The 25,765-nt window shown below is 48.9% G+C and carries 28 protein-coding genes; all 28 read right to left on the bottom strand.

What is annotated here, in order from left to right; genetic code table 11:
- Nucleotides 1-57: 57 nt before the first annotated feature.
- The 28 genes from nikA to cobJ all read right to left on the bottom strand — a co-directional run bounded on the left by nikA (nucleotide 58) and on the right by cobJ (nucleotide 25,690).
- Nucleotides 58-1,665 carry a nickel ABC transporter substrate-binding protein gene (gene nikA, locus K4I03_RS07025; protein WP_227964215.1) on the bottom strand — a complete coding sequence of 536 codons (1,608 nt, stop codon included), beginning with the start codon at nucleotides 1,663-1,665 and terminating at the stop codon, nucleotides 58-60.
- 85 nt (nucleotides 1,666-1,750) lie between these two features.
- Complete coding sequence (locus K4I03_RS07020) at nucleotides 1,751-2,560, bottom strand: ABC transporter permease (protein WP_002922119.1); 810 nt, start codon at nucleotides 2,558-2,560, stop codon at nucleotides 1,751-1,753.
- Nucleotides 2,553-3,548: an ABC transporter permease gene (locus tag K4I03_RS07015; RefSeq protein ID WP_227964214.1), complete on the bottom strand. Its 996-nt coding sequence runs from the start codon at nucleotides 3,546-3,548 to the stop codon at nucleotides 2,553-2,555. The genes K4I03_RS07020 and K4I03_RS07015 overlap by 8 nt, the downstream gene beginning before the upstream one ends.
- Nucleotides 3,541-4,524: a M14 family metallopeptidase gene (locus K4I03_RS07010; protein ID WP_227964213.1), complete on the bottom strand. Its 984-nt coding sequence runs from the start codon at nucleotides 4,522-4,524 to the stop codon at nucleotides 3,541-3,543. The genes K4I03_RS07015 and K4I03_RS07010 overlap by 8 nt, the downstream gene beginning before the upstream one ends.
- Entirely contained in the window at nucleotides 4,514-5,284 is a 771-nt protein-coding gene (locus K4I03_RS07005) for an ABC transporter ATP-binding protein (RefSeq protein WP_227964211.1), read from the bottom strand. The genes K4I03_RS07010 and K4I03_RS07005 overlap by 11 nt, the downstream gene beginning before the upstream one ends.
- The gene (locus tag K4I03_RS07000; RefSeq protein ID WP_227964208.1) at nucleotides 5,281-6,063 is read right to left on the bottom strand and encodes an ATP-binding cassette domain-containing protein; all 783 of its coding nucleotides are present in this window, start codon (nucleotides 6,061-6,063) and stop codon (nucleotides 5,281-5,283) included. The genes K4I03_RS07005 and K4I03_RS07000 overlap by 4 nt, the downstream gene beginning before the upstream one ends.
- 3 nt (nucleotides 6,064-6,066) lie before the next feature.
- Nucleotides 6,067-7,662, bottom strand: coding sequence for an ABC transporter substrate-binding protein (locus K4I03_RS06995; RefSeq protein WP_227964207.1), 1,596 nt, complete (start codon nucleotides 7,660-7,662; stop codon nucleotides 6,067-6,069).
- A gap of 117 nt (nucleotides 7,663-7,779) precedes the next feature.
- Nucleotides 7,780-8,883 (bottom strand): NADH-dependent flavin oxidoreductase, encoded by a 1,104-nt coding sequence (locus K4I03_RS06990; RefSeq protein WP_227964205.1) that lies wholly within the window; start codon nucleotides 8,881-8,883, stop codon nucleotides 7,780-7,782.
- Nucleotides 8,884-8,934: 51 nt separating this feature from the next.
- Nucleotides 8,935-9,507: a histidine phosphatase family protein gene (locus K4I03_RS06985; protein ID WP_227964202.1), complete on the bottom strand. Its 573-nt coding sequence runs from the start codon at nucleotides 9,505-9,507 to the stop codon at nucleotides 8,935-8,937.
- Nucleotides 9,504-10,232 (bottom strand): adenosylcobinamide-GDP ribazoletransferase, encoded by a 729-nt coding sequence (gene cobS / locus K4I03_RS06980; RefSeq protein WP_227964200.1) that lies wholly within the window; start codon nucleotides 10,230-10,232, stop codon nucleotides 9,504-9,506. Before cobS ends, K4I03_RS06985 begins: the two co-directional genes overlap by 4 nt.
- A complete protein-coding gene (cobU, locus tag K4I03_RS06975; RefSeq protein ID WP_011836543.1) occupies nucleotides 10,229-10,813 on the bottom strand; it encodes a bifunctional adenosylcobinamide kinase/adenosylcobinamide-phosphate guanylyltransferase in 585 nt (194 codons plus the stop codon). Before cobU ends, cobS begins: the two co-directional genes overlap by 4 nt.
- Entirely contained in the window at nucleotides 10,806-12,104 is a 1,299-nt protein-coding gene (gene hemL, locus K4I03_RS06970; RefSeq protein ID WP_227964199.1) for a glutamate-1-semialdehyde 2,1-aminomutase, read from the bottom strand. Before hemL ends, cobU begins: the two co-directional genes overlap by 8 nt.
- 43 nt (nucleotides 12,105-12,147) lie before the next feature.
- Nucleotides 12,148-13,119 (bottom strand): porphobilinogen synthase, encoded by a 972-nt coding sequence (hemB, locus tag K4I03_RS06965; protein WP_227964198.1) that lies wholly within the window; start codon nucleotides 13,117-13,119, stop codon nucleotides 12,148-12,150.
- Nucleotides 13,106-13,831 carry a uroporphyrinogen-III synthase gene (locus tag K4I03_RS06960; RefSeq protein ID WP_227964197.1) on the bottom strand — a complete coding sequence of 242 codons (726 nt, stop codon included), beginning with the start codon at nucleotides 13,829-13,831 and terminating at the stop codon, nucleotides 13,106-13,108. Before K4I03_RS06960 ends, hemB begins: the two co-directional genes overlap by 14 nt.
- Complete coding sequence (gene hemC, locus K4I03_RS06955) at nucleotides 13,816-14,739, bottom strand: hydroxymethylbilane synthase (protein WP_227964196.1); 924 nt, start codon at nucleotides 14,737-14,739, stop codon at nucleotides 13,816-13,818. The genes K4I03_RS06960 and hemC overlap by 16 nt, the downstream gene beginning before the upstream one ends.
- Complete coding sequence (gene hemA / locus K4I03_RS06950) at nucleotides 14,726-15,979, bottom strand: glutamyl-tRNA reductase (RefSeq protein ID WP_227964195.1); 1,254 nt, start codon at nucleotides 15,977-15,979, stop codon at nucleotides 14,726-14,728. Before hemA ends, hemC begins: the two co-directional genes overlap by 14 nt.
- Before the next feature lie 15 nt (nucleotides 15,980-15,994).
- A complete protein-coding gene (locus K4I03_RS06945; RefSeq protein WP_126435884.1) occupies nucleotides 15,995-16,426 on the bottom strand; it encodes a precorrin-2 dehydrogenase/sirohydrochlorin ferrochelatase family protein in 432 nt (143 codons plus the stop codon).
- An 11-nt stretch (nucleotides 16,427-16,437) separates the two neighbouring features.
- Nucleotides 16,438-17,013 carry a cob(I)yrinic acid a,c-diamide adenosyltransferase gene (locus K4I03_RS06940; protein ID WP_227964190.1) on the bottom strand — a complete coding sequence of 192 codons (576 nt, stop codon included), beginning with the start codon at nucleotides 17,011-17,013 and terminating at the stop codon, nucleotides 16,438-16,440.
- Nucleotides 17,010-18,509 (bottom strand): cobyric acid synthase, encoded by a 1,500-nt coding sequence (locus tag K4I03_RS06935; RefSeq protein ID WP_227964189.1) that lies wholly within the window; start codon nucleotides 18,507-18,509, stop codon nucleotides 17,010-17,012. Before K4I03_RS06935 ends, K4I03_RS06940 begins: the two co-directional genes overlap by 4 nt.
- On the bottom strand, nucleotides 18,494-19,309 hold the full coding sequence (locus tag K4I03_RS06930; RefSeq protein ID WP_227964187.1) for an energy-coupling factor ABC transporter ATP-binding protein: 816 nt from the start codon (nucleotides 19,307-19,309) through the stop codon (nucleotides 18,494-18,496). Before K4I03_RS06930 ends, K4I03_RS06935 begins: the two co-directional genes overlap by 16 nt.
- A 62-nt stretch (nucleotides 19,310-19,371) precedes the next feature.
- Nucleotides 19,372-20,046: a CbiQ family ECF transporter T component gene (locus tag K4I03_RS06925; RefSeq protein WP_002932250.1), complete on the bottom strand. Its 675-nt coding sequence runs from the start codon at nucleotides 20,044-20,046 to the stop codon at nucleotides 19,372-19,374.
- A gap of 116 nt (nucleotides 20,047-20,162) precedes the next feature.
- Complete coding sequence (locus K4I03_RS06920; protein WP_002901129.1) at nucleotides 20,163-20,468, bottom strand: energy-coupling factor ABC transporter substrate-binding protein; 306 nt, start codon at nucleotides 20,466-20,468, stop codon at nucleotides 20,163-20,165.
- Entirely contained in the window at nucleotides 20,465-21,199 is a 735-nt protein-coding gene (locus tag K4I03_RS06915) for an energy-coupling factor ABC transporter permease (protein ID WP_002901131.1), read from the bottom strand. The genes K4I03_RS06920 and K4I03_RS06915 overlap by 4 nt, the downstream gene beginning before the upstream one ends.
- A gap of 69 nt (nucleotides 21,200-21,268) precedes the next feature.
- Nucleotides 21,269-21,970: a cobalt-factor II C(20)-methyltransferase gene (locus tag K4I03_RS06910; protein WP_227964186.1), complete on the bottom strand. Its 702-nt coding sequence runs from the start codon at nucleotides 21,968-21,970 to the stop codon at nucleotides 21,269-21,271.
- Nucleotides 21,971-21,979: 9 nt separating this feature from the next.
- Complete coding sequence (locus tag K4I03_RS06905; protein ID WP_227964184.1) at nucleotides 21,980-22,747, bottom strand: sirohydrochlorin cobaltochelatase; 768 nt, start codon at nucleotides 22,745-22,747, stop codon at nucleotides 21,980-21,982.
- Nucleotides 22,748-22,760: 13 nt separating this feature from the next.
- Nucleotides 22,761-24,200: a uroporphyrinogen-III C-methyltransferase gene (cobA, locus tag K4I03_RS06900; RefSeq protein WP_125408796.1), complete on the bottom strand. Its 1,440-nt coding sequence runs from the start codon at nucleotides 24,198-24,200 to the stop codon at nucleotides 22,761-22,763.
- 18 nt (nucleotides 24,201-24,218) lie between these two features.
- Nucleotides 24,219-24,968, bottom strand: coding sequence for a precorrin-6A reductase (gene cobK / locus K4I03_RS06895; protein ID WP_227964183.1), 750 nt, complete (start codon nucleotides 24,966-24,968; stop codon nucleotides 24,219-24,221).
- Complete coding sequence (gene cobJ, locus K4I03_RS06890; RefSeq protein ID WP_227964181.1) at nucleotides 24,965-25,690, bottom strand: precorrin-3B C(17)-methyltransferase; 726 nt, start codon at nucleotides 25,688-25,690, stop codon at nucleotides 24,965-24,967. Before cobJ ends, cobK begins: the two co-directional genes overlap by 4 nt.
- Nucleotides 25,691-25,765: the final 75 nt, after the last annotated feature.

Here is a 25,765-nt window from a genome sequence, read left to right as displayed (position 1 = left end):
TTCAACTTAGCAGCACTACTCCCTTTATATTAAAATTTGCAGTTATGAAGTCAGCTTTTATTTTTTCTCAATATAGCGCAGTGGGAAAGCATTTTCTTCTGGAGCAAAGCGCATACCATCGAGTTCTCCCTTGCGATAGACGGAAACAACAGATTGGTAAGTGATTGGAATATAGATAGCTTCATCATGGAGCATGGTAAGGACTTTCTTGTAGCCTTCATCGACTTTTGCCTCGTCTGGTTCGACCAGAGTCGCCTTGATAATTTTATCAATTTCTGGCTTAGATGGCAGAGCTTCTAGGGAAACATTTTCTGGGTGACCATGGTCTGCTGGTGAAGTCAAGGCAGTCATCCAAGCATGCGGATCCCACGGTGCTCCCCAAGAGAAGGTCAACATCAAATCAAAGTCGCCCGTCTTAATATTTTCCCAATAGTCATCTTCTTCCATAGCTTTAAGCTGAACGTCAATTCCGATTTTCTTCCATTCGCCCTGGAAGTACTCAACCAAGTCCTTGTCTGTCGCCTTAGACGAGATATAAGGGACATTCAGGCTCAATTTCTTGCCATCTTTTTCGCGGATACCGTCAGAGCCTTTCTTCCAGCCTGCTTGATCCAACATCTTTTCAGCCAGTTTGATGTCGTATTCATAGGGAGTCAGATTGGCATCGGAGTGTGGGGTAGACTTAGAGAAGATGGTATCAGCGGGTGTTTCTGTTCCGCGGAAAATGTCTTTCGCGATAGACTTCTTATCAACCGCATGGTTCATAGCCTGACGGACAGACTTGTCTTTGAAGATTTCCTGCTTGGCATTCAAGAGCATGAGGCGGCTGGACATTGGCTGAGATACGTCTGTCGTGTACTTGTCATCCTTGGCATACTTGGCAAAGTTATCCAGACCGATAACGCCATTTCCATAGATCAAGTCAACATTGCCAGACTCAAACTCAAGAGCACGGGTTTGTGGATCTGGAATAATCTTGACTGTTACTTCTTTCAGTTTAGGCTTTTCACCCCAGTAATTTTCGTTACGGGTAAAGGTGATGTACTCGTTTGGCTTCTTGTCTTTGACAACCCATTGACCGGTTCCGATTGGCTTCTTGAGGTTGTCCTTAGTCGTATCATCTCCGTCAGGGAAAGCAGCATCAGCTATGAAGCGGATCGGACGAATCATTGATAAATCATAGAGAGTCGCACTGTAGGCTTGTTTGAGCTTAATCTCAAAAGTATGCTCATCTACAACTCGATAGCTTTCCAGCTGGTTGGTGAAGTCAAACCAAGTGTGGTTTTTCTTGTTTTCCTCTGAAAAGACAGTATCGAAATTCCGTTTGACATTTTCTGCGTTAAAGTCAGAGTCGTCTGAGAATTTTGCCTTTCTCAGCTTGAAGGTATAGGTTTTACCATCTTCGCTGATATCCCAGCTTTCAGCTAAGGCTGGCTCGATTTTCCCATTGTCACCGTAGCGGACAAGGCCTTCATAGACCATATCCTGAATGACAAATTGGTCTGGATTGTAGCGGTGAGGATTGACATCCCCAAAGTCCTCGCCCCAGACCATGGTGAGTTTGTCTTTCTCACCGACCTGTTGGGAAGAGTTTGAGTTTTGCTGGCAGGCTACCAAGAATAAAGGCAGCAAGAGGACAACTAATAAAAATAATTTTTTTCTCATTTTTATTGAATCACTTTCTTGTATTCATATTTTTTATGATTGCAGTCCCAAAAGATAGGGGCTATAGTTTATGTTTTTTTGATGATCAATTCATGCGGTTGTACTTGCTGTTCAGAGCGTCTCCGAACTTGGTAAAGAGGAGAATGGTCAGAATCAGCAAGATACAAGGGAAGACCACAATCCAAGGGGCCTCCTGAATGTAAATCCGTCCGTCATTGATCATGGCTCCCCACTCAGGCGACGGTGCCTGAGCTCCCAGACCGACAAAGCTGAGACCAGCGATTTCCATGATAATGGTGCTGATGTCAAAGCTCATGGTCGTCAGAATCTGAGGAAAAAGACTGGGGAAATAATAATTTTTCAGGCTTGTCCAAAAACTATTGCCATACAATTTCGAGGACTGGATATAGGGTTCATTTTTCAGCTGCAGGGTCATAGAGCGCATCAGGTAGGCATACTTGGTCCAGGCCGTCAGGCAGATAGCGATGAGGGTCTGCTGGAGACCGATGCCCAAGATACTGACTATGGCAATGACCAGAATGATAGAGGGGAAAGACTGAAAAGCAGTGATTACCAGCAAGATGAACTGGTCAAATTTCCCGCCGATGAAGGCGCTAGTCACCCCGATAAAGGATCCCACCGCCGCAATCAACATCAGAATCATCAGGGCTGGCAGGACCGTTTCCGCACCTCCGCTCACTGCACGCGCAAAGACAGACCGGCCAAGAGCGTCCGTTCCGAACCACTCACTGCTGCTCGGCCCTTGCAGGGCTTGGCTCAGATTGACCTTGGTCAAACTGTCACCCAAGAGATGAGGAGCCAAGGAGGATAGGATCAGGGCCAGGACGATGAGACCGCCCAAGACCAGGAGTTTTCGATTGATTTTCTTATCCATACGAACCCTCCTTGCTTGCTTTTAATTTCTTCATACGCGGCAGCAGTTTGGGATTTTCCTGAGCCAGACGAACGCGAGGATTGAGCCAAACCGTAAGCAGCTGAAAGACTAGATTTACAGTCAAGACTCCCGCTGTGATAAAGAGGACCGCCCCCTGAATGAGGGGGTAATCCCTCTTGGCGACGACTCCTATCAGCATCTTACCGATGCCAGGCCAGGAAAAGAGATGCTCGATAATAGCCACGCCACCCAAGAGCGAGCCCAGAGAAAGGCTGACCAAGGTGAGAAGAAAGGGCAGGACATTGTAAATCACATCATGCAACAGGATATGCCCCTCTCGAATCCCCCGACCACGCGCACCTTCGACTTCTGGTGAATGCAACACTTCAATCAAAGCGGTCCGCAGCTGCGGGATATAACGAGTGGACATGATCATGGCCAGTGTCATGACTGGCAGGACTAGCCCCAGCTCATTAGCTGTCGCCTGAATGGGAAACCAATGCAGCTGAACGGAAAAGATCAGAATCAGAATAATCCCCATAACAAAGCTAGGAATGGCATTCAGAAAGGCCAGACCTCCCATCAGGAAGCGATCAACTGGCTTTCCGGCATGATAGGATGTGTAGAGAGCTGTCGGCAGGGAAATTCCCAGAGTTGCTAGCAGGGTATAAAAAGCTAGGTAGACTGTATTGGGAAAATAGAAAACCAGCTGCTCCCAGACCGAAGCTCCGGAATTATAGGTCACACCAAAGTCGCCATGGACAATCCTGCCCAGCCAGGCCAGATATTGCTCCATAAAGCTGCCATTCAGACCCATCTCTGCCCGCTTGATTTCCAGCAATTCCTTGGTATAAGGAATGCCCTGAGCGTTGAGGATGCTCTCAGCCGGATCTCCCGGTGCTAGATAAACCAGCAAAAAGGAGATAAAGCTGACGCAGAGCAGGATGAGGACGAATTGCAGAATTGTTTTGATAATAAATTTAATCATGCGCCTCCCTTTCAGATGTCTGGTAGCTTTCAGGCTTCTTGCTGGCAACGGCCAACAACACTTCGCCTTGGTGGACGACCAAGGTCGCTTTCTGGTAGAGGACCAGACCGTCTTCCTTAGCAGTCACCTTTTCTAAAATATTGCCATAAATATCACAGATTTCGCCGATGACCTGACCAGCCTGTACTGTTTGATTGGGCCGGACAAAGCACATCCAGCAACCCGACCTCTGACAGGTCAGATAATAACTGTCGTCAAAGATCAACGGTGCCTGCTTATAATAGGGCATGGTCCCTTCAAAAAGATAACGGGTGACTTGCTTGACCGATTCCTTCATGGCCAGCACGTCCTCAGGCAGACAGGTGCCATTTTCTCCCTGCTCCAACAGGATACTAGGCAAACCATAGTCCACTGAGGCAGCGTGGTAGAGATTGCCACGGTCCTGAGATTGGTAGATTATCGGTGTCCCAGAAGCCTGCAGCATCTGATAGGACTTTTCCATCACCTCTGGATTTGCCCGCAGGGAATAGTAACCATGAGGGGTCAGCAGTTCTTCCCGATTGCCACTATGCAGGTCAATGAGGAAGTCACTGACACTAAAGACCTGACTCTCAATCACAGACCGAATCTGATAGCTGAGGCTGGAAACTGGCTCTTGATCCTGAAAAATCCTGTTCAGATTGAGGCCGTCCTCAGGTACAAGTGTCGTCTCCCGAGCCCAGAAGCCGCTGACATTGACTGCATGCAGGAGGAGGACAGAGCCTTGAAAGTTAAAGTCCCACTCATGCGCTAAATCCATTAGCGCCTTGACACCGACATACTCGCAGCCATGGACTGCAGCACTGATGGTCAGCAAGGGCTGGGAGGCCTGTCCTTTGAGCAGAGTGTACTGGATAGCCAGCTCATCCGTGATGGGCAGACTTCCTTGATAGCTGCTGCATGGCGCCATAGAGTCTAGTTGTTGCTTAATCCTCATCTTTATCCTCCCTGTACTGACTGAGCAAGAGCTTGGTATAGTCACTCTTGGGAGCAGAGACGACCTCTCGCATGCTGCCCTTCTCCTGCACGATTCCGTCCTTGAGGACGACCAAATCTTCCGCAAAATTGCTGACCAGAGCGATGTCATGAGAGATGAAGAGAAAGGAGGTCTGCGAGCGCTCCTTGATGTCTGCCAGCAGCTGCATGACTTCATACTGAACGGTCACATCCAGAGCACTGGTGATTTCATCGCAGATGAGCACATCGGGATTAATCAGCAAGGCACGGGCAATAGCTGCCCGCTGACATTCTCCTCCACTCAGCTGGTGTGGCAGCCTCTGAGCAAGCTCAGGTGTCAGACCAACCGAGGTCAACAAGTCACAGATAGCTTGCTTCCTATCTGACTGCTGCTGATAGAGAGAGAAGTTTCGACAGACCTCTTCTAGGCTCTGCTGAATGCTGCGCTTGGGATGAAAAGTCGACTGGGGCTGCTGGGCAATATACTGGACCCGAGCATAGTATTCCCTATCCTTGTAGTCATAGACTGGTTTGCCCAGTAGGGTCAGCTTCCCTTGGTCCGGCTTTAAAAAGCGGCAGATGAGTTTGGCAATGGTACTCTTACCAGAGCCTGACTCTCCGACCAGCCCTAAAGCCTGTCCCTTTTCCAAGCTAATGTCAATATCAAATACACCGATTCTCCGCTCACCTATCTGACTGTACTCGTAGGTCAGTTGGCGACCAACCAATACTTGATTCATAGCTGCCCCCCTTCTCTAAATGCTGCTAGCTTAGGCACGGCCTTCAGCAATTTCTGGGTGTAGGCCTGCTCAGGATGGCGAAGAACTTGATGGGCTGGACCACTTTCGACAATCTGCCCTTCTTTCATGACGACTACTTTTTGCGCTAGATGCTCAGCTACGCTGATATCATGTGTGACAAAGAGAATGGCCATTTTTTCCTCCTGATGAAGCTTGCTCAAGAGATCAAGCAACTTCATTTTCGACAGGACATCCAGAGCGCTGGTTGGCTCATCAGCCAGCAGCAGTTTGGGCCTGCTGGCTAGAGCCAGCGCCACACCGACTAGCTGCATCATACCACCGCTGAGCTCGAAAGGATACTTATTGACGACTTTTTCAGGCAGCAGCCCCACCATCTCTAGGCATTCTTCCAAGGGACGGAGATTTGCTGCTTGCTGGCCCTGATTTTTCACCAAGTCCTGATAATGCTTTTTGATCTTACGGCGGTTATTGAAGCTGAGACTGGCATGCTGACTAATCCAGGCCACTTCTCGGCCCACAAAAGGCAGATAAATGCGGTGGTCCTGGGGCTGAATTTCCTGCCCCTCAAAGGTAATACTGCCCTCTGTCACTGTCAGCCCCCTAAGAGGGAGGCCCAGCAGCATCTTGAGCAGGGTAGACTTGCCACTGCCGCTCTCGCCCACAATCGAAAGGGACTCCCCCTCAGCAAGAGAGAGGGAGACCCGATCGAGAATGACTTTATCTGCTGACTGCACCAGCAGATCTTTCATTTTCAGCATGTTTTATTCCTTTGATAGTTTGTTGCTGACGTGATAGTAGTCTGTTGGATGGGATTCCAAACCAGAGACGGACTTGTCCATTACCAGAGCGACCTTGAAGAAGCCGATGATGGTAAAGCCGTAGTCCTTATCCATGATTTCTTGGATTTCCTTGCTGAGCTGATTACGCTTAGCTGGATCAGTTTCAGTCGCCAACTCTTCGATTTTCTTGTCTGCTTCTGGGTTGCTGTAGTGACCGATATTGGCTGTACCATTGGTCTTAACGGCACTGTTGAAGAAGGCATATGGATCACCGATAGGAGCTGCTACCACTGCGTAAGGTGTGAAGGCATAGTCCTTTTCACTGGCAACGGCACTGACTTCAACTTTCTTAATAGTCGCTTCGATTCCGACTTCCTTGAGTTGTTGTTGGCTTGCTTCTACAGCCAGCGGCATTTCAGGCAGACGAGTAAAGGACAGCAGCTCAATGCTGACTTTTTGACCGTCTTTTTCACGGTAGCCATCGCCGTCAGTATCCTTGTAGCCAGCTTCATCCAAGAGTTTTTTAGCTTTTTCTACGTTAAATTCATGGACACTCTTTTGCAGGGCAAAGGCAAATCCTTTAGGGAAAGGGCCAACAGCTGGCACAGCTGAGCCTTTAAAGAGAGATTCTGAGTAGGTCTTCTTGTCTACCAAGGTATCTAAAGCCTGACGGAACTTGTCATCTGCTACGTAAGGATTTTCAAAGTTATAGTAGTAAGCTAGGTAGCGGGAACCTTCTACTTCAGAAATTTTGTAGTTCTTATCGGAAGCATAAGTACTTAGATTTGCATAAGGCAGACCATAGACAGCATCGACTTCTTTAGACTTGAGGGCTGCAGAAATAGCTGTCGGATCAGAGAAGTATTTAATCTTCAGATTAGCAACTTTTGGCTTACCATCCCAGTAGTCGTCATAAGCCTTGAGTTCTGCTCCGCTCTCAGGAGTGTACTTGGTCACCATGTAAGGTCCAGTTCCGACTGGAGCCTTGTCAGATGCGCTCTTGCCAGTCGTATCCACAATAGCGGAGTAGGGCTCTGCCAAGAGATTCGCCATAATCGGTTGCACAGCCTTTGTCTTGATGGTCACAGTTTGACCTTCCGCAGAAATGCTGTCAATGCCCATATCTGATGCTGCCCGCTCGCTTGTCTTAATCAAGCGTTCCAGAGAGGCTTTGACCTTTTCACCGGTCATTTTTTCACCATTTTGGAAAGTCACCTTATCCTTGAGGGTAATTTTCCACTCTAGGTCTGAGACTGCTTCGATTTTCTCAGCCAGCCAAGGTTTTACCTCAAGTTTGTCGTCCATCTTAAAGAGGGTTTCTCCCACTCCGTAACGGACCGTGAACCAGCCATTGTATTCCGCTGCTGGGTCCACATTTGCTGGAAACTGGGTGTAGCCAATGGTTACAGTCTTACTGCCACTATCGCCAGCAGGTTCGCTGGTTTTGCTAGGCTTTACACAGGAGGCTAGGGCTAGGCCTGCCAAGGCTAGAGCCATAATTTTTTTAAAATGTTTCATAAAATATTCAAATTCCTTTTCTATTTTGTAAACTACTTTAAGACGGTCTGTCCTAGTCAAATCTAAATAGACTTTGGCTCTCTGTCTAAGGTGGTTCAATGTCCTGAAGATGAGAGATCAAACGAGTGAAAAACAAGTGATTGCTCATTCTCTTTCCTCCTTGGGGATTTGTTTGTCTTAGTCTTTTCCTTCCAGATAGCTTCGAGCATCTTCGACAAAGGCAGTTGGCAGAGCCAGGTCAGCCTGCAGCTCATCACGATAAGCTCGGATGACTTCTTCCTCTCGGCCAGAGACTACCTTTTCAGCCCAGTCTGGGTCTAGGAGCAGGGCCTTGCCGAGGGCAAAGAGCGGAATCCCCGCATCCAATACTCGCTGGGCATCCTGTTTGGTCTCTATCTGACCGACACCAATCAGGGGCACTCTACCATTAATTTTTTTGATAATTTTCTGAATCACTGGCTCCGAGTCCTGAGAATCTCTGATAGACGAGCGCCAGACATCAGAGGTCGAAATATGCAGATAGTCCACCTGATGATAGATGAGCTGCTCCAGCAACTGCAGGGTATCATAAAGCTGGATTCCTGGCTCCTCAATCTCTTCCGGAGAAAAGCGATAGCCAATTAGGAAGGGGCGGTCGGCCTCTTCTTTGACTAGTTGCTTGGCTCTTTTCAGCAAGGTCTTTGGGAAACGCAGGCGGTTATTGAGACTGCCGCCCCACTTGTCCTGACGGACATTTGAATGAGGAGAGACAAACTGCTGGATTAGGTAGGTATTGGCACCATGAAGCTCGACTCCGTCAAAGCCAGCTTGAATGGCCCGTCTGATAGCGGACAGAAAGTCCTCTATCACCTGCTCCACTTCAGAATTCTTGAGCGCCCTCGGCTCAGCCAAATAATCACGCGGAGCCTTGACAGCGCTGGGTGCTACTGGCTGACCGTCAATCAAATCAGGCAGAACCATACGACCACCATGATAAAGCTGCACAATAGCCAGAGCCCCTTGGTCCTTGATGGCCCTGGCCAGACGACTAAGCCCCTCAATCTTATCGTCCTCAGCGCCGCTGAAGCTCTCCGCAAAGGACTTACCCAGAGGATGGACATAGGTACTGCCAGTAATGACCATGCCAACCGACCTAGACCGGCGGGCAAAAAAGTCAATATCTGCCTGAGATACATAGCCACCGGGCTCACTAGCGCAGATGGTCATAGGAGCCAAGGCAACGCGATTGCGCATGGTCTGACCATTTTTAAAAGTAAATTTATCCTGAATCTGTGTATTCATCTGGTCACCTCTTTCCCAAGATAAATCATGTTGTTTTTTAATAATAAAGCCTTAGAGTAAGGTCGCCTGCCAAGTCTGGTCCCGCTCTTCTAAGAGCAGCACTCGTCCTTGGGGGACATCAATGTTCCAAAAAACAGCCTCTCCATCAACTAAATGCTGGTAAATCAAGCGAAGGACTCCCAAATGAGCCACTAGAGCAATTGATTTCTCAGTACTATCTAGCAGGCGGTCCGTTGCTGCCCAGACTCTGGTCTGAAAGGCTGAGAAAACTTCTGCCTCAGGAGGCGTGACCTCAAAGGGAGCTTCCAGCCAAGCCTGCCAGACTTCTGGAAAAGCCGCTTCAATCTCATCAGCTGTCAAGCCTTCCCATTGTCCAAAGCCCCGCTCGTCAAAATCAGCTATGGCCTGGACTTGCCTATCTGGAAAAGCCAGCTGGGCTGTTTCCTGCGTCCGCTTGAGACTACTAGTGTAGATTGCATCAACCGCATGCTTCTGCATCAGCAGCGCCAGCTGCTTGGCATCTTTTTGGCCTTGCTCGTTGATAGAGACATCATGGCTGCCGTAGAAACAGCGCCTGCGATTGTAGTCTGTCTGACCGTGCCGCATCAGAAACCATCTTTTCATCCTAGCACCACCAATCCTAAGAGATAGAGGAGCTGGGCAATTTCGACATAGGCTCCTAGCGTATCGCCTGTGTGGCCGTCAATTTTATTATAAACGAACCGACGATAGCCGATTGCTCCCAAAAATACCAAGCCATAAGCCAAGAGGCCTCTCCAGCCGAAAACTAGCAGAGATAAGAGCAAAGGCAAAAGCTGGGCAAGCAGGATATGACTCGTCTTGCTGCCGCTGAAAAAATTTCCCGAGCCACCGCCTTCTCTGGCATAGGTCATCCGATAGAGCTGCAAGCTCAGACCGGCCTTGCCAATCATGGTCAGACTAGCCACGATAAACCAGCGAGGCTCTGGCAGATAAGGGTAGAGAACCAGCATCAGAGCATAGTAGAGAATGAGTGCCAGAACGCCATTGCTACCAATCCGGCTGTCCTTCATAATCTCCAGCATCCGCTCCTTCTTACGAGAGGAGAAAAGTCCATCCGCTGTATCCGCCAAGGCGTCTAAGTGAAAACCACCTGTCAGCAGAACATCGAAAGCAAGGGTCAGAATCCAAGCGACCATTCCAGGCAGAACTAGACTCATCAGGAAATAAAATCCACCTGAAATCAAACCCAACAAGAGGCCAAAGAGGGTCAGAAAAGGAAGTCCCCGTCGCAGATAGGAAATATCCACTGCCTTTGGAATCACAATCCGGCTAAAAAATTGGGTATAGATAATCAATGCCTTTATCATTTCAACTGCTGAGCGAGGCCGCAGATAACTAGATAAGCCTCACTCGCCTCCTTTGCAATCAGTTGGTTGATCTTGCCCTGCACATCACGGAAGAAGCGTCCTAGTCTGGTCTCTGGGACAATGCCCAGACCAACCTCATCCGTTACAATCCAGCACTCAGCATCAGTCTGATGGATTGCAGATAGGAGCTCTTGCCATTCTTCTTCCAAGAGCTGCAGCAGGAAAGACTGCTCCTGCCGACTGAGAAAATGCTCCTCCGTCAGCTCCAGCTTGTCTGGAAAATGCTGAGCAATCAAATCAAAGAGGCGATTGCTGGTCAGAAGAGTGGCACAATCCAGCAGATAAACTGGATGCGACTGTTCTCGTAACCAGTCGGCCAGCCCTGCATACTGCTCCTGAGTCGTCCAGGAAGCCGGCCGCCGTTCTTGGTGCAGCCGAATCCGCTCCTGCCATTCTGGATCTTCCCCTCGGGGCAGGCCGGTCGCAATGTAGCAAACTCTCTCTCGGTCCGCCAACTGCTCCTCCGCAAATGCCGACTTACCGCTTCTGGCACCGCCTGTCACTAACACAATCTTAGCCATTTGCTTCTTCTTTCATTACTTGAAATGCCTGCTCAAAGGCTGCCAAGGTCTGGTCTAAATCCGCTCTAGTATGGGCACTGGACATAAAGTTGGTTTCATACTGAGATGGCGCCAGATAAATGCCCTCTTCCAGCAAGAGACCGTGCAGTCTTGCAAACTGAGCATGGTCAGCCGCCTTAGAATCCTCAAAATTGCGAACTGGCTTCTGACTGAAGAAGAAGCCAAACATGGTACCTTTTGATACGACTTGCAAATCAATACTGTACTTGTCTGCTAGATTTCGCAAGCCATCACAGAGGTAGCTTGTTTTCTCTTCGATCTCAGCAAAGAGCTCCGGTGTCAGCTGTTTCAGCGTTTCGTAACCGGCCGTCATGGCGACTGGATTGCCCGACAAGGTACCAGCTTGATAGATGCTGCCTAGAGGCGCTACCTGATCCATATAGACAGCCTTACCGCCAAAGGCTGCAACTGGGAAGCCGCCACCGATAACCTTGCCTAAGCAGACAAGGTCTGGCTCTGTCTGATAGAGGCCGACTGCCCCCTGATAATGAGCTCGGAAACCACTCATGACCTCGTCCACGATGAAGAGAGAGCCGTATTCCTGAGTGAGGGAGCGAATAGTACTGATAAAGTCCGCATCCGCAGGAATCAAGCCCATATTGCCAGCAACGGCTTCTAAAATGACACAGGCAATGTCGTCTCCGTGCTTTTCAAAGCAAGCCTTCAGAGCATCTGTGTCATTGTAAGGTAAAGCCAGAGTTTCCCCAGCTACCTGAGCAATGACTCCGGCAGAATCAGCAATCCCAAAGCTGGCCAAGCCTGAACCAGCCTGAACCAAAAAGGAATCGCTGTGGCCGTGATAGCAGCCGATAAATTTGACAATTTTAGAGCGCTTGGTCACTCCACGCGCTACCCGAATGGCGCTCATGGTCGCTTCCGTTCCCGAATTGACCATCCGCATTCTTTCCATGAAAGGCAGGCGCTCCTGCACCAGCTGGCCGAGGGCAATTTCTCTGGGACTAGGAGCACCAAAGCTGGTTCCCTCCCAAATAGCTTCCACAACTGCTGGTAACACATCCTTAGGAGCATGCCCCAAAATCATAGGCCCCCAAGACAGGACGTAGTCAATATAACGGTTGCCATCGACATCATGCAAATAGGCTCCGCTGGCTTTTTCGATAAAAAGCGGATGGCCGCCCACAGCCTTAAAAGCCCTGACAGGACTGTTGACACCGCCGGGAAAGAGCTTTCGAGCCACTGTGAAATATTGGTTGGAATGTTCTCTCTTCAAGTTGGTCCTCCTTATCTAGAAAACTGCTGAGTTTCCGCAGTCTCTATCCTTCTCTCAGATAGCCGGCCGCATCCTTAGCAAAATAAGTGATAATCAAGTCTGCACCAGCCCGCTTCATACTGGTCAAGGTTTCCATGACTATGGCTTTTTCATTGATCCAGCCCTGATGAGCTGCTGCCTTGACCATGGCGTATTCTCCACTGACATTATAGGTCACCAAAGGCAGCTGGGTTTCCTGGCGCAGCTCTCTGAGGATATCCAGAAAGGCCAGAGCCGGCTTAACCATGAGAAAGTCTGCTCCCTGCTCCTCATCGCTCTTGGCTTCTCTTAGGGCCTCCAAGCGATTGGCGGGGTCCATCTGATAGGTCTTGCGGTCGCCAAAGGCCGGAGCACTCTCGCCAGCATCTCGGAAAGGTCCATAAAAGCTAGAGGCAAACTTAATGGCATAGGACATGATGGGAATCTCTTCAAAGCCCGCTGCATCAAGCCCTTGACGGATAGCCGCCACAAAACCGTCCATGGCATTGGAAGGCGCAATGACATCTGCTCCAGCCCTGGCTTGGCTGACAGCAACTTCTGTCAGTCTAGTCAGAGACAGATCATTGTCCACTTCTTCCCCTCGCAAAATGCCGCAGTGGCCGTGACTGGTAAACTCACAGAGGCAGGTGTCGGCAATGACGACCATCTCAGGGAAATGCTTCTTGATTAGACGGATAGCTTCTTGGACAATGCCGTTTTTAGCTGAAGCCTGACTGCCTGTTTCGTCCTTTTCTGACGGAATGCCAAAGACGATAAAAGCCCGAATGCCCAAGTCCACACATTCCTGAACTTCTGGCAGCAAATCCTCGAGGGAGAACTGATAAACTCCCGGCATAGAAGCTACCTCTTGCTTTTCAGTCAAGCCTTCCTTGACAAACAAGGGTTGGATAAAATCATCCACAGACAGCTTGGTTTCTCGAACCAGCTGCCGCAGACCGCTGCTTCTTCTCAGCCTGCGATGTCTATAAAATTCCATGCTTCTTCTCTTCTTTCTTGATTATTTCCTTGACCATTTCCTCAACAGAAGGACTCTGGGGCTGGTAGTCTACCCTATAGCCGGACCCCTTAACAGCCTGAGCCGTTGTCTGGCCAATCACTGCAATCTGATGGCTGGATGCTAGATGGGGCTGAATAGCACAAAAACTCTGCCAAGCCGACGGACTGGCAAAGGTCCAAATCACATCCTTCTGGGACAGATAGGTCTCGAGCTGGTCCTGACCAGCAGGATTTGAGGTCGTTTCGTACATAGGCCAAGCCCAGACATCATGGCCTGCTTCTTTTAATTTTTCAGCCAGACTAGGATTGGATAGGCTGCTCTGGGGCAGCAAGATCTTCTGCGTCGGCAGAGCCAAGTCCAGCCACTCCTGAATAAAGTCAAGACCATAGTGGCTGCTGGCCTGAAAATCACAAGCTCGGCCTAGCTTGTCCAGCGCCTGACTGGTCTGCGGTCCAATGGTCGCAATCTGGTAGTCAGCTTTCAGATAGGGACTGAAAGCCTCCACCGCGACAGCGCTGGTAAAAAAGACCCAGTCGGATTCTGGTAGAACTGCTTGGATAGCTTCTGGTAAGGGCAAAGATTGACAGCGAATGAGAGGAACATGATGCGTCTCAAATCCAGCCTGTCTGATTTCTGCTAACCAGGCAGAGTCCGGCGCCTGCTCTCTGGTAAAGATTATTTTTTTAACCATGGCATTCCTACTGCTCCCTTATCAGCTAACTGGTGCACAGCCTGCTCTGCCAATTCCTGGCCATCCTGCCCTTGAAGGCTGACAAAGACACATTGACCGTCCTCCTTGGCCAGCATGGCATCTAAGTGATAGTCCTGACCTTTTTTCTGGGCAAAAGCAGCGATAGGGAAGGTACAGTCTGCATTCATCTGAGCCAAAACTGCCCGCTCAACTGCCACTTCAGCAGCTGTCTTCTCATTCTGAACAGTTGCCAAGAGACTCCGTAGCTCCTCATCCTCTTCCCGGCATTCCACTGCCAAAGCTCCCTGAGAAATAGCTGGCAGACAAAGACTGGTCTCTAAAGGCTGAATGTGAAGACGGCGGCTTTGGTTCAGCAAGCCCAAGCGCTTAAGTCCAGCCATAGCCAAGACAATGGCGTCGTATTCGCCCTCTTCCAGCTTCTTGATGCGTGTATCAATGTTGCCCCTCAGTGGCTTGAAAGCCAAATCCGGCCTCTGAGCCTGCAGCTGAACCTGCCGGCGAATGCTGCTGGTTCCTATAAGAGCGCCCTTAGGCAGGTCAGCCAGCGTCTGGCCAGCTTGACGGAAAATCAAGCAATCACGAACATCTTCTCGCTGACTAATCGCACCGAGCGCACAGCCCTCAGCTAGTTTAGCCGGCATGTCCTTGAGACTGTGGACCGCCATATCAATCTCACCAGCCAAGAGGGCTCGCTCGATTTCCTTGACAAAGACTCCCTTACCGCCAATTTCCTGGAGGCTGACATGGGTCAAGCGATCTCCTTTTGTCGTATAGGGAACGAGGACAAAATCCCGCTCTGGATGGAGCTCCTTGAGCTGGTCCACTAACTGCTGGGTCTGGGTCATGGCCAGCTTACTCTTGCGGGTTCCTACCTTAATGACCTTCATCTTTTCCCCTTTCTCTGTGCAAGCCAAATATCTTGGCAATCAAGGCAATGTCATAGTCTGAATGCTCTCCGACTGACAGCTCTTTGAGCTGCAAGATTGGCTCCTTCAAGACTTGGTTGATAATACTCTTCATGTGCTTGGAAATCTGCTTCTGCTCCCGCTCGGTCAAATCTGGAATCTTGCGATTAAGGCTTTCCATGGCCGAAGCTTGAGCTTCCAAAGCCTTGTCCCGGATTTCTTGAATCAGGGGAACAATGCCTAGCTGCTGGCGCCAGTCAGCAAACTTGAGCAACTCCTCATCAATCTCCAAAGCAATCTGACCGGCAATCTCCTGCCGCTCGGCCTGATATTGCTCCAGTTGATTGGTTAGATTTTCAATATTATAGAGCTTCAGAGACGAGCCCGGATGGCAGGAACGTGGCAGACAGAGGTCAAACACGATTGCATCCGCCTTAAGCATGGAAGGAAAGATAATGTATTCTTCCGTTTTAACCGCTGAAAAGACCACATCCGCATCCGCCAGCACCGCTTCCAACTCATCCCAGCCATGGGCAGATACCCTGTCTTCTGTCAGAAATGCTTGGGCCTTGCTGACCGTCCGATTGAGCAGCATGACTGACTTGAAAGGCCGCTGTAAGGCATACTTGGTCACTAGCTGACCAATCTCTCCCAGACCGATGACAGCTACCTTTTTAGTGCTGTAATCCAGCCCCAACCGATCCAATTCTTGGATAGCCGTCAGGCCGATGGAAATTGGCCGGTCATTGATCCGATAAGAATCATGCATGCGCTTGGCAAAGGTCAGCGCCTGCTTGAAAGCCTGATTGAGGACAATACCAGTCGTACCAGCATCTTGCGCTGTCAGGAAAGCCTGCTTGAGCTGGCCCAAGACCTGACTTTCACCGACAATCTTGGATTCCAATCCGATAGAGACCCGCAGCAGATGCCGCAAGGCCTCATCCCCCTCACGAAAGACTAAATACTCTTCCAGCTCCTTAACAGGAATTTGAAACCAGTCCGCCAAAAAATGCTTGGAATAGTAGCGGCCAGTGTGCAGCTGGTCCACCACCAGATAGAGCTCGGTCCGATTGCAGGTGGACAGGATGATATTTTCCAAGATACTTTTTTCTCTTTTCAGGAGCTTTAGAGCTTTCAGCTTATCCTGATCTGAAAAGTGCGTTTTTTCCAAAATTGTCAGCGGCGTTTCCCGATGGGTCAAACCCACATATAATAGGTGCATACTTCTTTCCTTCTTTTAAAGTTGGTCTAAAATTGCTTCTATCTTCTTGCGAATCTCCTTGGAGCGACTAGGCGAGAGACCATTGGTCGAGATCATGACAGATACGTCCTTCTTTCGCGCAATGGCTACATTATAAAAGTCAGAGAAGGTCTTGTCGCCCGTATTGTTCACCAGCTGACTGGGTGCCGCCTCCTCCATAATCTGACGGTTGACTTCCTCCTGATCTGTACAGGCAAAGACCAGCTTCGCACCTTCCAAATCACCTGTCTGGTAGGGTCTAGCTAGCCACTGAATTTCCGCCTGAGGAATGTCAGTATGCAGAGTCGGACTGACCACCGTCACAGCAGCCTGCTCAGTCAACAGGGTCTTAATCTTCCGCGCTGCGACCTTGCCGCCTCCCACTACCACGACTTTCTTCTCTCTGATATTAATCATGACTGGATACATGCTAGCTTCTCCTATTTCTTTTCCCGAAAGATTTTCGCGCTGCGTTTGTAGACTGTATCCGGCTCCTCTAGACGATCATTGACCAAGCGAGCCAGCACAAAAAAGTAATCCGATAGGCGGTTGATATAGATCAATCCTACCTCATTGACCGCTTCTTCTGCCTCTATAACAGCTACCATACGGCGCTCCAGGCGTCTGGTCATGGTTCGGGCCACATGTAGAAGACTCGCAATCCTATGGCCACCCGGAATGATAAAGCGGTCGATTTTCGGAGGAATATGCATATATTCATCCATCCGCTCCTCCAGCCAGCTGACATTAGCTGGCTCTTGCTTGTAGGGACGCAATTCCCTCGGTGTCGCCAAGTCGCTGCCACAGTCAAAGAGATGCTGCTGGATTTCCTCGCATTCCAGACGTAGGTCATCCAAGACCGGATAGTCACGCATCTCAGATACGACATAGCCTAGATGAGAGCATAGCTCATCCATCGTTCCATAAGCTTCGACCCGAATATGGGTCTTGGATACTCGATCCCCACCGTAGAGCCGTGTAAAGCCCTTGTCTCCGTATTTGGTATAAATTCTCATTTTTCTTCTCTATTGATGATTTGATAGATCTGCTCCATGTCCAAAGACTGGCGCAGGACGTCTGCCAACTTATCATACTCTCTGTCTTTAAAGTCTTTGATACTGACAAGCTGGTCCTCTAGCGGCTCTAAGCCCTTAGCCAGACGAAGTTCATTCAAGTACTGACGAGTCCATTCTAGATTGTCAAAGACCCCATGAAGGTAGGTTCCTTGGACCTGGCCTCCATAAGCCACTGCCCCATCCGGACGCTCGGTTGCCTCACCATTTTGCTCCTTGATGATGGAAAATGGCTCAAGACCATCCACCAGCTGGGTTTCCCCCATGTGAATCTCATAGCCCTCTAGCTCTTGCCCCTCATGCAGGGCTCTGACCTGAGTCGTCCTCTTGACCGGCTGAAGCACCGTCTCTGTCTCTAAAATCCCTAGACCGCTAATCTCTTCTAAGTCAGACTCTAGGTGCAGCGGGTCGCTAATCTTCTGCCCCAGCAGCTGATAGCCGCCGCAGATACCAAAGATTGACACACCCTGCTCCATACACTCTAAAATCTCGGCTTCAAGACCAGACTCTCGCAGATAGTTCATGTCTTCGATGGTATTTTTACTGCCCGGCAGAATCAAGAGATCCGGCCGACCAATCGCATCACCAGGCTGGACATAGCGGACAGAAACATCTGGCTGGATTTCTAAACTATGAAAATCCGTAAAGTTAGACAGGCGCTTGAGGCTGACAACTGCGATATCCAGACTCTTTCTGCTATCAAAGCGCCGGCTCTTCTGCACCAGTGCGACACTGTCTTCGCTGTCAATATCCAGCTGGGCATAAGGCACGACTCCGATGACCGGCACCTGAGTCAACTCCTCAATCATATCAATGCCAGACTGCAGAAGAGCCACATCGCCGCGGAATTTATTGATAATAACCCCCTTGATCCGCTTGCGATCCTCAGGCGGCATGAGCTCAATCGTTCCGTAGATAGAGGCAAAGACGCCTCCCTTATCAATATCCGCCACTAAAATCACTGGCGCATCAACTAGCTTGGCCATGCCCATATTGACAATGTCTCGGTCATTGAGATTGATTTCAGCTGGACTTCCAGCGCCCTCAATGACGATGATATCATTCTCAGCACCCAGCTCCTCATAGACTTCCTTAATCTTAGGCAGGAGCTGCTGCTTGTATTCATGGTATTCGACAGCATCCATATCCCGCAGGACACGGCCTAGAAAAACAACCTGGGACTTGCGGTCAGAGGTGGGTTTGAGCAGGACTGGATTCATGCGGACATCCGGCTCTTTGCCAGCTGCCTCAGCCTGAACGACCTGAGCCCGGCCCATTTCATCTCCTTTTTTGGTGATAAAGGAATTAAGCGCCATATTCTGCGACTTAAAAGGCACCACTTCTAGGCCATCCTGCTTAAAAATCCGGCAGAGCCCCGCCGCAATAATGCTTTTCCCAGCATCTGAGGCAGTCCCCTGTACCATCAATGATTTGACCATTTTACATTTCCTCCTAGCTGCTCAAAGAAAGCAGCTTCATTTTCTGCCAGTGGCGTCTGAATAGTCTGATGAAGCTTGACAATCCAAGGCACAGCCAAGCCCGCCTCTACTAGCAGATCTCCCTGCTGGAAGAAATCATACTTGCTGCCCTCCGCGATCAAATGCCCTTTCTGCAGCAGGTAGGCATAGTCGCAGCAGTCATACATCAGATCCATGTCATGGCTGGATACGATGATGTTTGTCCCAGCCTGAACCAGCTTTTTCATGGTCTCGGCCATCTGATCCCGCCCTTTGGGATCCAACCCTGCCGTAGGCTCATCCAGCAGCAGATACTTGGGCTGCAGGGCTAGCATGCCGGCAATAGCCACCCGCTTTTTCTGGCCGTAGCTCAGATACTGCAAGGGTCTGTCCTGCAGATGGGAAATGTCCATTATCTCTAAAGCCATCGCTACTCTGCTTGCTATCTCGTCTTCTTCATAGCCTAAGTTTTCCAAGGCCATGCCAATATCGTCCTTCACAATGGTATAAAAGAGCTGCTGCTCCGGATTCTGAAAGACCATATTGACATGCTGCCTATACTGGAACAAAGCCTTCTTAGAGTCGCCTACAGGCTGACCATCATATAAAACACTGCCCTTCTGCGGTTGGAGCAGTCGGGTGATGATTTTCATGATGGTAGACTTACCTGAGCCATTAACTCCCAGAATGCCGGTAATCCGGCCTTCTTCGAAGTTCATAGAAATATCGTGCAGCGTTGGATTTTCGTCATACGAAAAAGAAATATTCTTTACTTGTAACATCTATGTTTCCTATCTACTTTCCATTATAGTATAAAAGCAGTCTTATTGTAAATGCGCTTTCATTATTCACTGTGCTCTGCATCAAATCTTAGCGTCAGTACTTCATTTAAATGCTGATTATCATCTAGCAATTTAACAAAAAGAGTATTGGCTAATCTGCCCCAAGCTTGGTGTTGCTTCCTTTTATTGTAAAAGGAGAATTTCAAGTCCAAGGTATCCCGAATGGTCACAAACTCATAGAAGACCAGGAAAATGAAGCGATACATGAGGACAATCAAGTCTAGCAGTACCCGTGGAACATGCATAGCTTTAAAAAGCCGCAGCATCTGAGCAAAAGGCACCGTCAGGACAAAGAAATAAGTCGAAACCAAGGATGAATAGATGCGCAAGAGGATAAAAATGGTCTGCTGGACAGAAGATTGACTGATGCCCAGATAGCCCTGACCTAAAGGCAAGGCCAGCAAGAGCTGCTCCTGACTGTTCTGATAGGTCAAGACAAAGGTCAAGAGACTAATCAGGATAAAGATACTGGCATGCAGATACCACTTCAGATAGCGCAGCCACGGAAGCCGAGCCACATAGCAAGTCAGAGGCGCCACCAAGACGATAAGTCCTAGCTGCAGACTCCTGACACCAGAAAAGCTGGCAGCTAACAAGAGCAGATAGATGACAAATTTATAAGCAACCGGCAGATTTTTCAGCCGATTTTGATAGGCGTATTTATCAATCGCAAACAAGTGGAGGTCTCCTTTCTAGCTTTGTTTTTACCATGCCCCCAGTACAGAGCAGCTCCGGTCCCAAACAAGCTGAATCGCTATCAAGAACCAGAGCTCTCTCATACTGTTGAAGGCTTTTATTTATGTTCAGAGTTTTCCTTTTGTTGGCCTTGCTTTTTCCCTTTGTGGTAGCCAATGACATAGAAGATGATACCCGCTCCGATACTGCCTTGCAGGGTGAAGAGCAGACTTTCTACTTCCGGACCTGCTGGCTCAAAAATTGGTGAAAACCAAGGCTCATAGTCCTTTTGGATAGAGCTAATGGTTTTTTCAGCAGCGTCATCTGTTCCACTGTATTCCACACCCTTAGGTGCAAAGATAAAGGCAGCTAGAGTTACTGCTACTGCAGCCAAGATTAAGATGAGATTCTTGTATTTTTTCATTTGAACAGACCTGCTCTTTCTTTGACATTTTCTGAGATTAAGTTATAGAGGACAACTGTCAGCAATCCTTCTACGATAGCGATTGGGATTTGAGTAGTCAAGAAGACACCCATGAATTTCAGTGCAGAACCAACAAAGCCACTGTTAGCATCAGGGAAGACCAAACCGAGCTGGATAGAAGTTGTCGCATAAGTCGCCAAGTCCGCAATCACAGCACAGATAAAGATTGAAACCGGTGTAGAAAGCTTGATGGATTTAGCAAACTTGTAAACGAAATAACCAACAAATGGACCAACCACTGCCATTGAGAATGCATTGGCACCCAGAGTTGTCAAGCCGCCGTGAGCCAAGAGAAGGGCTTGGAAGAGCAAGCAAATGGTTCCCAAAACGCTGATAACGGATGGGCCAAACATAGCTGTCCCCAGACCAACCCCGGTCGGATGCGAACTAGATCCTGTAACAGACGGAATCTTCAAAGAAGACAGGATAAAGATAAAGGCACCGGACAAGGCCAGCATAGTCTTGGAATTTGGATCCTCTGCAACAATTTTCTTGATGCGCATCAAGCCTACTACAAAGAAAGGCAGGAATACGGCGAACCAGAAGATACACCAAAAGAGCGGAAGATAGCCTTCCATGATATGCATAGCTGACACAGACTGGGTACTCAGTACCGCCAAAATAGCCAGCAAGGCAACAAAAGTTACTTTTTTATTTTTTAATAGTTTCATGTTTTTTTCCTTTTCTAAGAGCCTGAGCTCACAAGAATGAATCTTCATCCTTGAACATAGACTCTGATTTTAAAAAATCTTCTTTTTCACGAGGAAGGTAGTAAAATAAGGCAACTTGGTCTCTTGTGTGATTCCTTCGAGACCCAGCAGAGTCTGCTGCTTATCCGTCGAAGAGTTGCTAACCATAAAAGTCTGCTGCAAGAGACCGAGCTTTTCAAGCAGAGGCAGGACTGTATCCAGGTGATTGGCTACCTTCATGATCACAATCGAGTCATGTAGCTCAAGCGCCGCCTCAATCTTCTCAGCAGAAGCCGTAGCCGGCATGACCGCCAGAGACTCCTCATCCATGGTCAGGGGCTGACCTAGCTCAGAAGCCATGCTGCAAAAAGAGGTAATGCCAGGGATGGTCTGACAGTCGATTTCCTTTTCCAACAGGGCCAGCAGATAGCTGTAAGTGCTGTAGACCATGGGGTCTCCCAATGTGACAAAGCCAACATTCTTGTCAGACCTCACATCCTCTGCGATTTCAGCAGAGATAGCCTGCCACTGGACTTCCTTGGTCGAATTGGAACGGACCATAGGGAAATGCCGCTGCTTGATTTCCAGATGCTCTTTCAGATAGGGCTCCGCAATGCCTAATGCAAAGCTCTTGCTTCCCTTCTTAGCCTCTGGTGTATAGAGAATATCTAAGTCTTCCAAAAGCCGACTGGCCTTGACAGTTACTAGCTCGCTATCACCTGGTCCCACACCAATTCCGTAAAATTTCGCCATTCCTTCCTCCTATTGGATGATTTCTTCTAAATGCTGGATGTAGAGCTGCTGAACTTCAGGGTATTCCCCTAGACCAACCAGATGGGCCTTGACCTCATATCCCTGCTCCTTAAAGAAGCGATACCAAGAACCTTCCTCATCTGAGCTCATATCATTGGTCGCATGGTCGCCTGCTACCAGCATGAAGGGTGCCAGATGCACTTCTCGGACGCCATCTTTCTTCAGTTCCTGCTCAATCAGCTCAACCGGAGGATAGCTCTCTACACAGCCGACATAGACTGAGCTTCCCTTCAGCATATGATCCAAGGCTGCATAAGCTGTAAAAGCATAATGCTGGCTGCCGTGGCCCATCAAAACTGTTGCTGCATCCTGACCCTCATGGCCATACCGTTCCAGCAGAATATCCTTGACAGCCTCATAGTCTTCCTGACTGTTGAGCAGAGGCTTGGCAACGACTAGCTTTTTAAAAGCCGATTCAAACTCTTTGGCTTGGGTAAGAATCTTCTCATACTCGCTGCCCAAAATGACATGGAGAGGCTGGATATAGACCTCTTCAGTACCCGCTTCCAGGAGCTGCTCCAAAACCTCTTTGACCGTAGGAATATCTAGCCCTTCCTGCTTCTTAATCCGCCGTCTAACGACATTTGAGGTAAAAGCTCGGTGGACTGGATAGTCTGGAAAATGTTCCTGAATAGCCTGCTCACAAGCCTCAATTGTTTTACGTCTGGTCTCGGGATAGGTTGTTCCGAAACTGACTACTACTATAGCTTTACTCATGACCCGTATCCTTTCAGAGAATTTCCCGACATTTGTCAATGATGGAAGCAATAGTCGCTTCATCTGTCTCAACAATCTTGCTAAAGCCTGCTTCTTCTAAAACAGCCCGTGTGCTGGCACCCATGACAACGATTGGAACATCCTTCCAGTCATATCCAGCTTCTTGACTGGCTGCCACAAAGTTCATGGCCGCAGCAGAGTTCGGAAGACAGACCACTTCAATCTCTGACCAATTGTCACTGCTAATCTGACTGTCAAAGGCCAGCCTGTGGCTAGCAATAATCGGCAATGAATAGAGTTCTGCCAGACTGGCTTTCTTATGCTCAGCTGTCAGAATATACCAGTTGCCGCCTTCTTTTTCAAGAGCAGCAGCGAAATCCGCATCCGACTGCTGAGGCGTCATCCGATCTAGAACAATGCCGCTCGCTTCGATAGACTTAGCCGTATGATGACCGATAGCCGCAAAGCGGATGTGCGGCAGACTGCGCAAGTCTTTGCCTGCCTTGCGGAGGGCTTTCAAGAAGAGAGGCCAGCTCTGCATATCTGCAAAGAGGAGACCATCTACCTGCTCCAAGTCCGGCAGCTGCAATTCTAACTCTTCAACCAAATCTCGAGATGGGAAAGTGGTCAGCGCAGCTCCAGCATCCTTGAGCAAGCGAGGAAGTCTGCCCGTCTCTGACTGCTGGATGAAGATTTTACGGCCGAAAAGCGGCAGATTCTCATGGAAATTCAGCTGCTGTCTATAGGCCACGACATCACCTACCACAATGACACTGGGTGCCTTAAAATCCTCAGCTTCTGCTAGTTCTACTATGTTCCCCAAGGTTCCGTCCACTGAGCGCTGCTGAGGATGGGTTCCCCATTCAACGATGGCGGCTGGCTTGTCCTTGCCATAGCCTCTAGCCGTTAGCTCTTGGACGATGGAAGGCAGATTTTTCATGCCCATGAGGAAGACCAAGGTTCCTTTGAGCTCAGAAATTGCTTCCCAATTGAGCATCTCTGTCTCATCCTTAAGATGGGCTGTAAAAACATGAAAGCTAGTTGCTACATCCCGATAAGTCATAGGAATCCCTGCATAGGTCAGACCAGCCACAGCAGAGGTGATACCTGGCACCACTTCAAAGTCCACACCGGCTTCCACCAGCTTGACTCCTTCTTCTCCGCCTCGACCAAAGATATAGGGATCACCGCTCTTGAGGCGGACTACCCGCTTGCCCTGACGGGCTTTTTCGATGAGAATCTTTTCAATTTCTTCCTGTCGGATACAGGGCTGGCCTGGCTTTTTACCGACATCTATCTTTTCGCAGCCAGACTTTAGATGCTGAAAGAGCTCCTGATTGACCAAGCGGTCAAAGACCAAGACATCTGCTTCTTGAAGCCGTCTCTTTCCTTTGAGGGTCAACAACTCCGCATCACCTGGACCTGCTCCCAGTAATGTTACTAAACCGGACATTTTTTCTCCTTTTATTAGCTATTTTGTCAGATAAACCTCTAGCTCTTCTAAGCTAGAAACCATCTGCGGATAGGCCACAATTGGCCGAGAGATGATAATGCAGTCCATCCCCAGCTCTTGACAGCCATCAATCTTTTCACGAATCCCACCGACTGTACCGCTCTCCTTGGAAACAAAGACATCTGCTCCCGAGCGCAGCAAGAGCTCTTTATTACACTCTTTGGAAAATGGAGCCTTAATCGCATCAATCTGATCCGCTACCAGTCCCAGCTGCTCACAAGCCAGAAGCACTTCTGAAGTCGGCAGAACGCGAACGACAATCCGCTGCTCTGGCAGACCCTTGACAAAGAGCGGCAAGGTCTTGCTACCTGTTCCCAGATAGACTGTCTTGTAGCCGCGCTTGGCAATCTCATCAATCGCTTCTTGGGTCGAATGCACCACGATGGCTCCGCTCAAATCCAAGGTCGCCTGACGCTCAAAGCGCAGGTAAGATACACCAGCCATCTCTGCCGCCCGAATGGCTTCCTTGGACACAATGTCCGCAAAAGGATGGGTTGCATCAATGATTTCATCCACATCATTCTCTTTGATAAAGGCAACCATGTCCTCGGCTGTCAGCCGGCCCTGAATGACCGGCTGGCCGAATTTGGAAGCCAAGTGCCGGCCGTAGTCTGTGACAACAGAGCTGGTCACATCAATCTTTAATCGGTCAAGCACTTCTAAAATAGCGGTGCTGTCAGATGTCCCTCCCAGCAATAATTTCATCATAAAGTATATCCTCGAGGTGTAATCATGCGGCCGTTTTTAACATAAGTTTCTTTGTTACCAACGATAACGATTGTCGTCATATCTACCAAAGTTTCATCCAAGTCTTTGATGGTCGTCAAGATGATTTCCTCATCCTTACGGCCAATGTCCTTACCGATACCGACAATAGTATCCTCTGACTTATACTCAGACATGATAGAAAGTGCTTTTGCCAGATGGTCTGGACGTCCCTTACTCCGAGGATTGTAAAGGCAGACGACAAAGTCACCTTGAGCTGCGGCATGCAGACGCTTCTCAATCATTTCCCAAGGCGTCATCAAATCACTCAGACTGATATGACAGAAGTCGTTCATGAGGGGAGCTCCCATAGCTGCAGCAGCACCCAGACTAGCTGTAATACCTGGAACAACCTTAACTTCTACATCATTGGCATCTCCCAGCAATTCTAAAATCAAGCCAGCCATTCCATAGACTCCGGCATCTCCACTGGAAACAACTCCGACATTTTTGCCAGTCTCTCTAGCCAAATCAATAGCCTTTTGACAACGGTCGATTTCCTGACGCATACCATTCGCTACGAGTTCCTTGTCCTTGACCAAATCAAGAATCAATCGCATATAAGTCGAGTAGCCGACGATAATTTCACAATCGGCTATAGCAGCCAATGCTTCTTGTGACATCAATTCTTTTTTACCTGGGCCTAATCCGATAACGTATAACATATATTTTTTCTCCTTTATGGGTATGATAAAATTCTATAATGGCAGTTGGTTCATAAGACCGTCTGCTCTTTTTGA

Origin of the sequence: Streptococcus sanguinis (assembly GCF_020729725.1) — a bacterium.
Taxonomy (GTDB): Bacteria; Bacillota; Bacilli; order Lactobacillales; family Streptococcaceae; genus Streptococcus; species Streptococcus sanguinis_V.
The sequence above is the reverse complement of the archived record's forward strand: the minus strand, read 5'-3'. Positions and strand labels throughout refer to the sequence as shown.

Bases quoted from the DNA above. Each gene is read 5' to 3' on its own strand.
- nikA (WP_227964215.1), bottom strand. From the start codon at position 1,665: ATGAGAAAAAAATTATTTTTATTAGTTGTCCTCTTGCTGCCTTTATTC.
- K4I03_RS07020 (WP_002922119.1), bottom strand. From the start codon at position 2,560: ATGGATAAGAAAATCAATCGAAAACTCCTGGTCTTGGGCGGTCTCATC.
- K4I03_RS07015 (WP_227964214.1), bottom strand. From the start codon at position 3,548: ATGATTAAATTTATTATCAAAACAATTCTGCAATTCGTCCTCATCCTG.
- K4I03_RS07010 (WP_227964213.1), bottom strand. From the start codon at position 4,524: ATGAGGATTAAGCAACAACTAGACTCTATGGCGCCATGCAGCAGCTAT.
- K4I03_RS07005 (WP_227964211.1), bottom strand. From the start codon at position 5,284: ATGAATCAAGTATTGGTTGGTCGCCAACTGACCTACGAGTACAGTCAG.
- K4I03_RS07000 (WP_227964208.1), bottom strand. From the start codon at position 6,063: ATGCTGAAAATGAAAGATCTGCTGGTGCAGTCAGCAGATAAAGTCATT.
- K4I03_RS06990 (WP_227964205.1), bottom strand. From the start codon at position 8,883: ATGAATACACAGATTCAGGATAAATTTACTTTTAAAAATGGTCAGACC.
- K4I03_RS06985 (WP_227964202.1), bottom strand. From the start codon at position 9,507: ATGAAAAGATGGTTTCTGATGCGGCACGGTCAGACAGACTACAATCGC.
- cobS (WP_227964200.1), bottom strand. From the start codon at position 10,232: ATGATAAAGGCATTGATTATCTATACCCAATTTTTTAGCCGGATTGTG.
- cobU (WP_011836543.1), bottom strand. From the start codon at position 10,813: ATGGCTAAGATTGTGTTAGTGACAGGCGGTGCCAGAAGCGGTAAGTCG.
- hemB (WP_227964198.1), bottom strand. From the start codon at position 13,119: ATGGAATTTTATAGACATCGCAGGCTGAGAAGAAGCAGCGGTCTGCGG.
- K4I03_RS06960 (WP_227964197.1), bottom strand. From the start codon at position 13,831: ATGGTTAAAAAAATAATCTTTACCAGAGAGCAGGCGCCGGACTCTGCC.
- hemC (WP_227964196.1), bottom strand. From the start codon at position 14,739: ATGAAGGTCATTAAGGTAGGAACCCGCAAGAGTAAGCTGGCCATGACC.
- hemA (WP_227964195.1), bottom strand. From the start codon at position 15,979: ATGCACCTATTATATGTGGGTTTGACCCATCGGGAAACGCCGCTGACA.
- K4I03_RS06945 (WP_126435884.1), bottom strand. From the start codon at position 16,426: ATGTATCCAGTCATGATTAATATCAGAGAGAAGAAAGTCGTGGTAGTG.
- K4I03_RS06940 (WP_227964190.1), bottom strand. From the start codon at position 17,013: ATGAGAATTTATACCAAATACGGAGACAAGGGCTTTACACGGCTCTAC.
- K4I03_RS06935 (WP_227964189.1), bottom strand. From the start codon at position 18,509: ATGGTCAAATCATTGATGGTACAGGGGACTGCCTCAGATGCTGGGAAA.
- K4I03_RS06930 (WP_227964187.1), bottom strand. From the start codon at position 19,309: ATGTTACAAGTAAAGAATATTTCTTTTTCGTATGACGAAAATCCAACG.
- K4I03_RS06920 (WP_002901129.1), bottom strand. From the start codon at position 20,468: ATGAAAAAATACAAGAATCTCATCTTAATCTTGGCTGCAGTAGCAGTA.
- K4I03_RS06915 (WP_002901131.1), bottom strand. From the start codon at position 21,199: ATGAAACTATTAAAAAATAAAAAAGTAACTTTTGTTGCCTTGCTGGCT.
- K4I03_RS06910 (WP_227964186.1), bottom strand. From the start codon at position 21,970: ATGGCGAAATTTTACGGAATTGGTGTGGGACCAGGTGATAGCGAGCTA.
- K4I03_RS06905 (WP_227964184.1), bottom strand. From the start codon at position 22,747: ATGAGTAAAGCTATAGTAGTAGTCAGTTTCGGAACAACCTATCCCGAG.
- cobA (WP_125408796.1), bottom strand. From the start codon at position 24,200: ATGTCCGGTTTAGTAACATTACTGGGAGCAGGTCCAGGTGATGCGGAG.
- cobK (WP_227964183.1), bottom strand. From the start codon at position 24,968: ATGATGAAATTATTGCTGGGAGGGACATCTGACAGCACCGCTATTTTA.
- cobJ (WP_227964181.1), bottom strand. From the start codon at position 25,690: ATGTTATACGTTATCGGATTAGGCCCAGGTAAAAAAGAATTGATGTCA.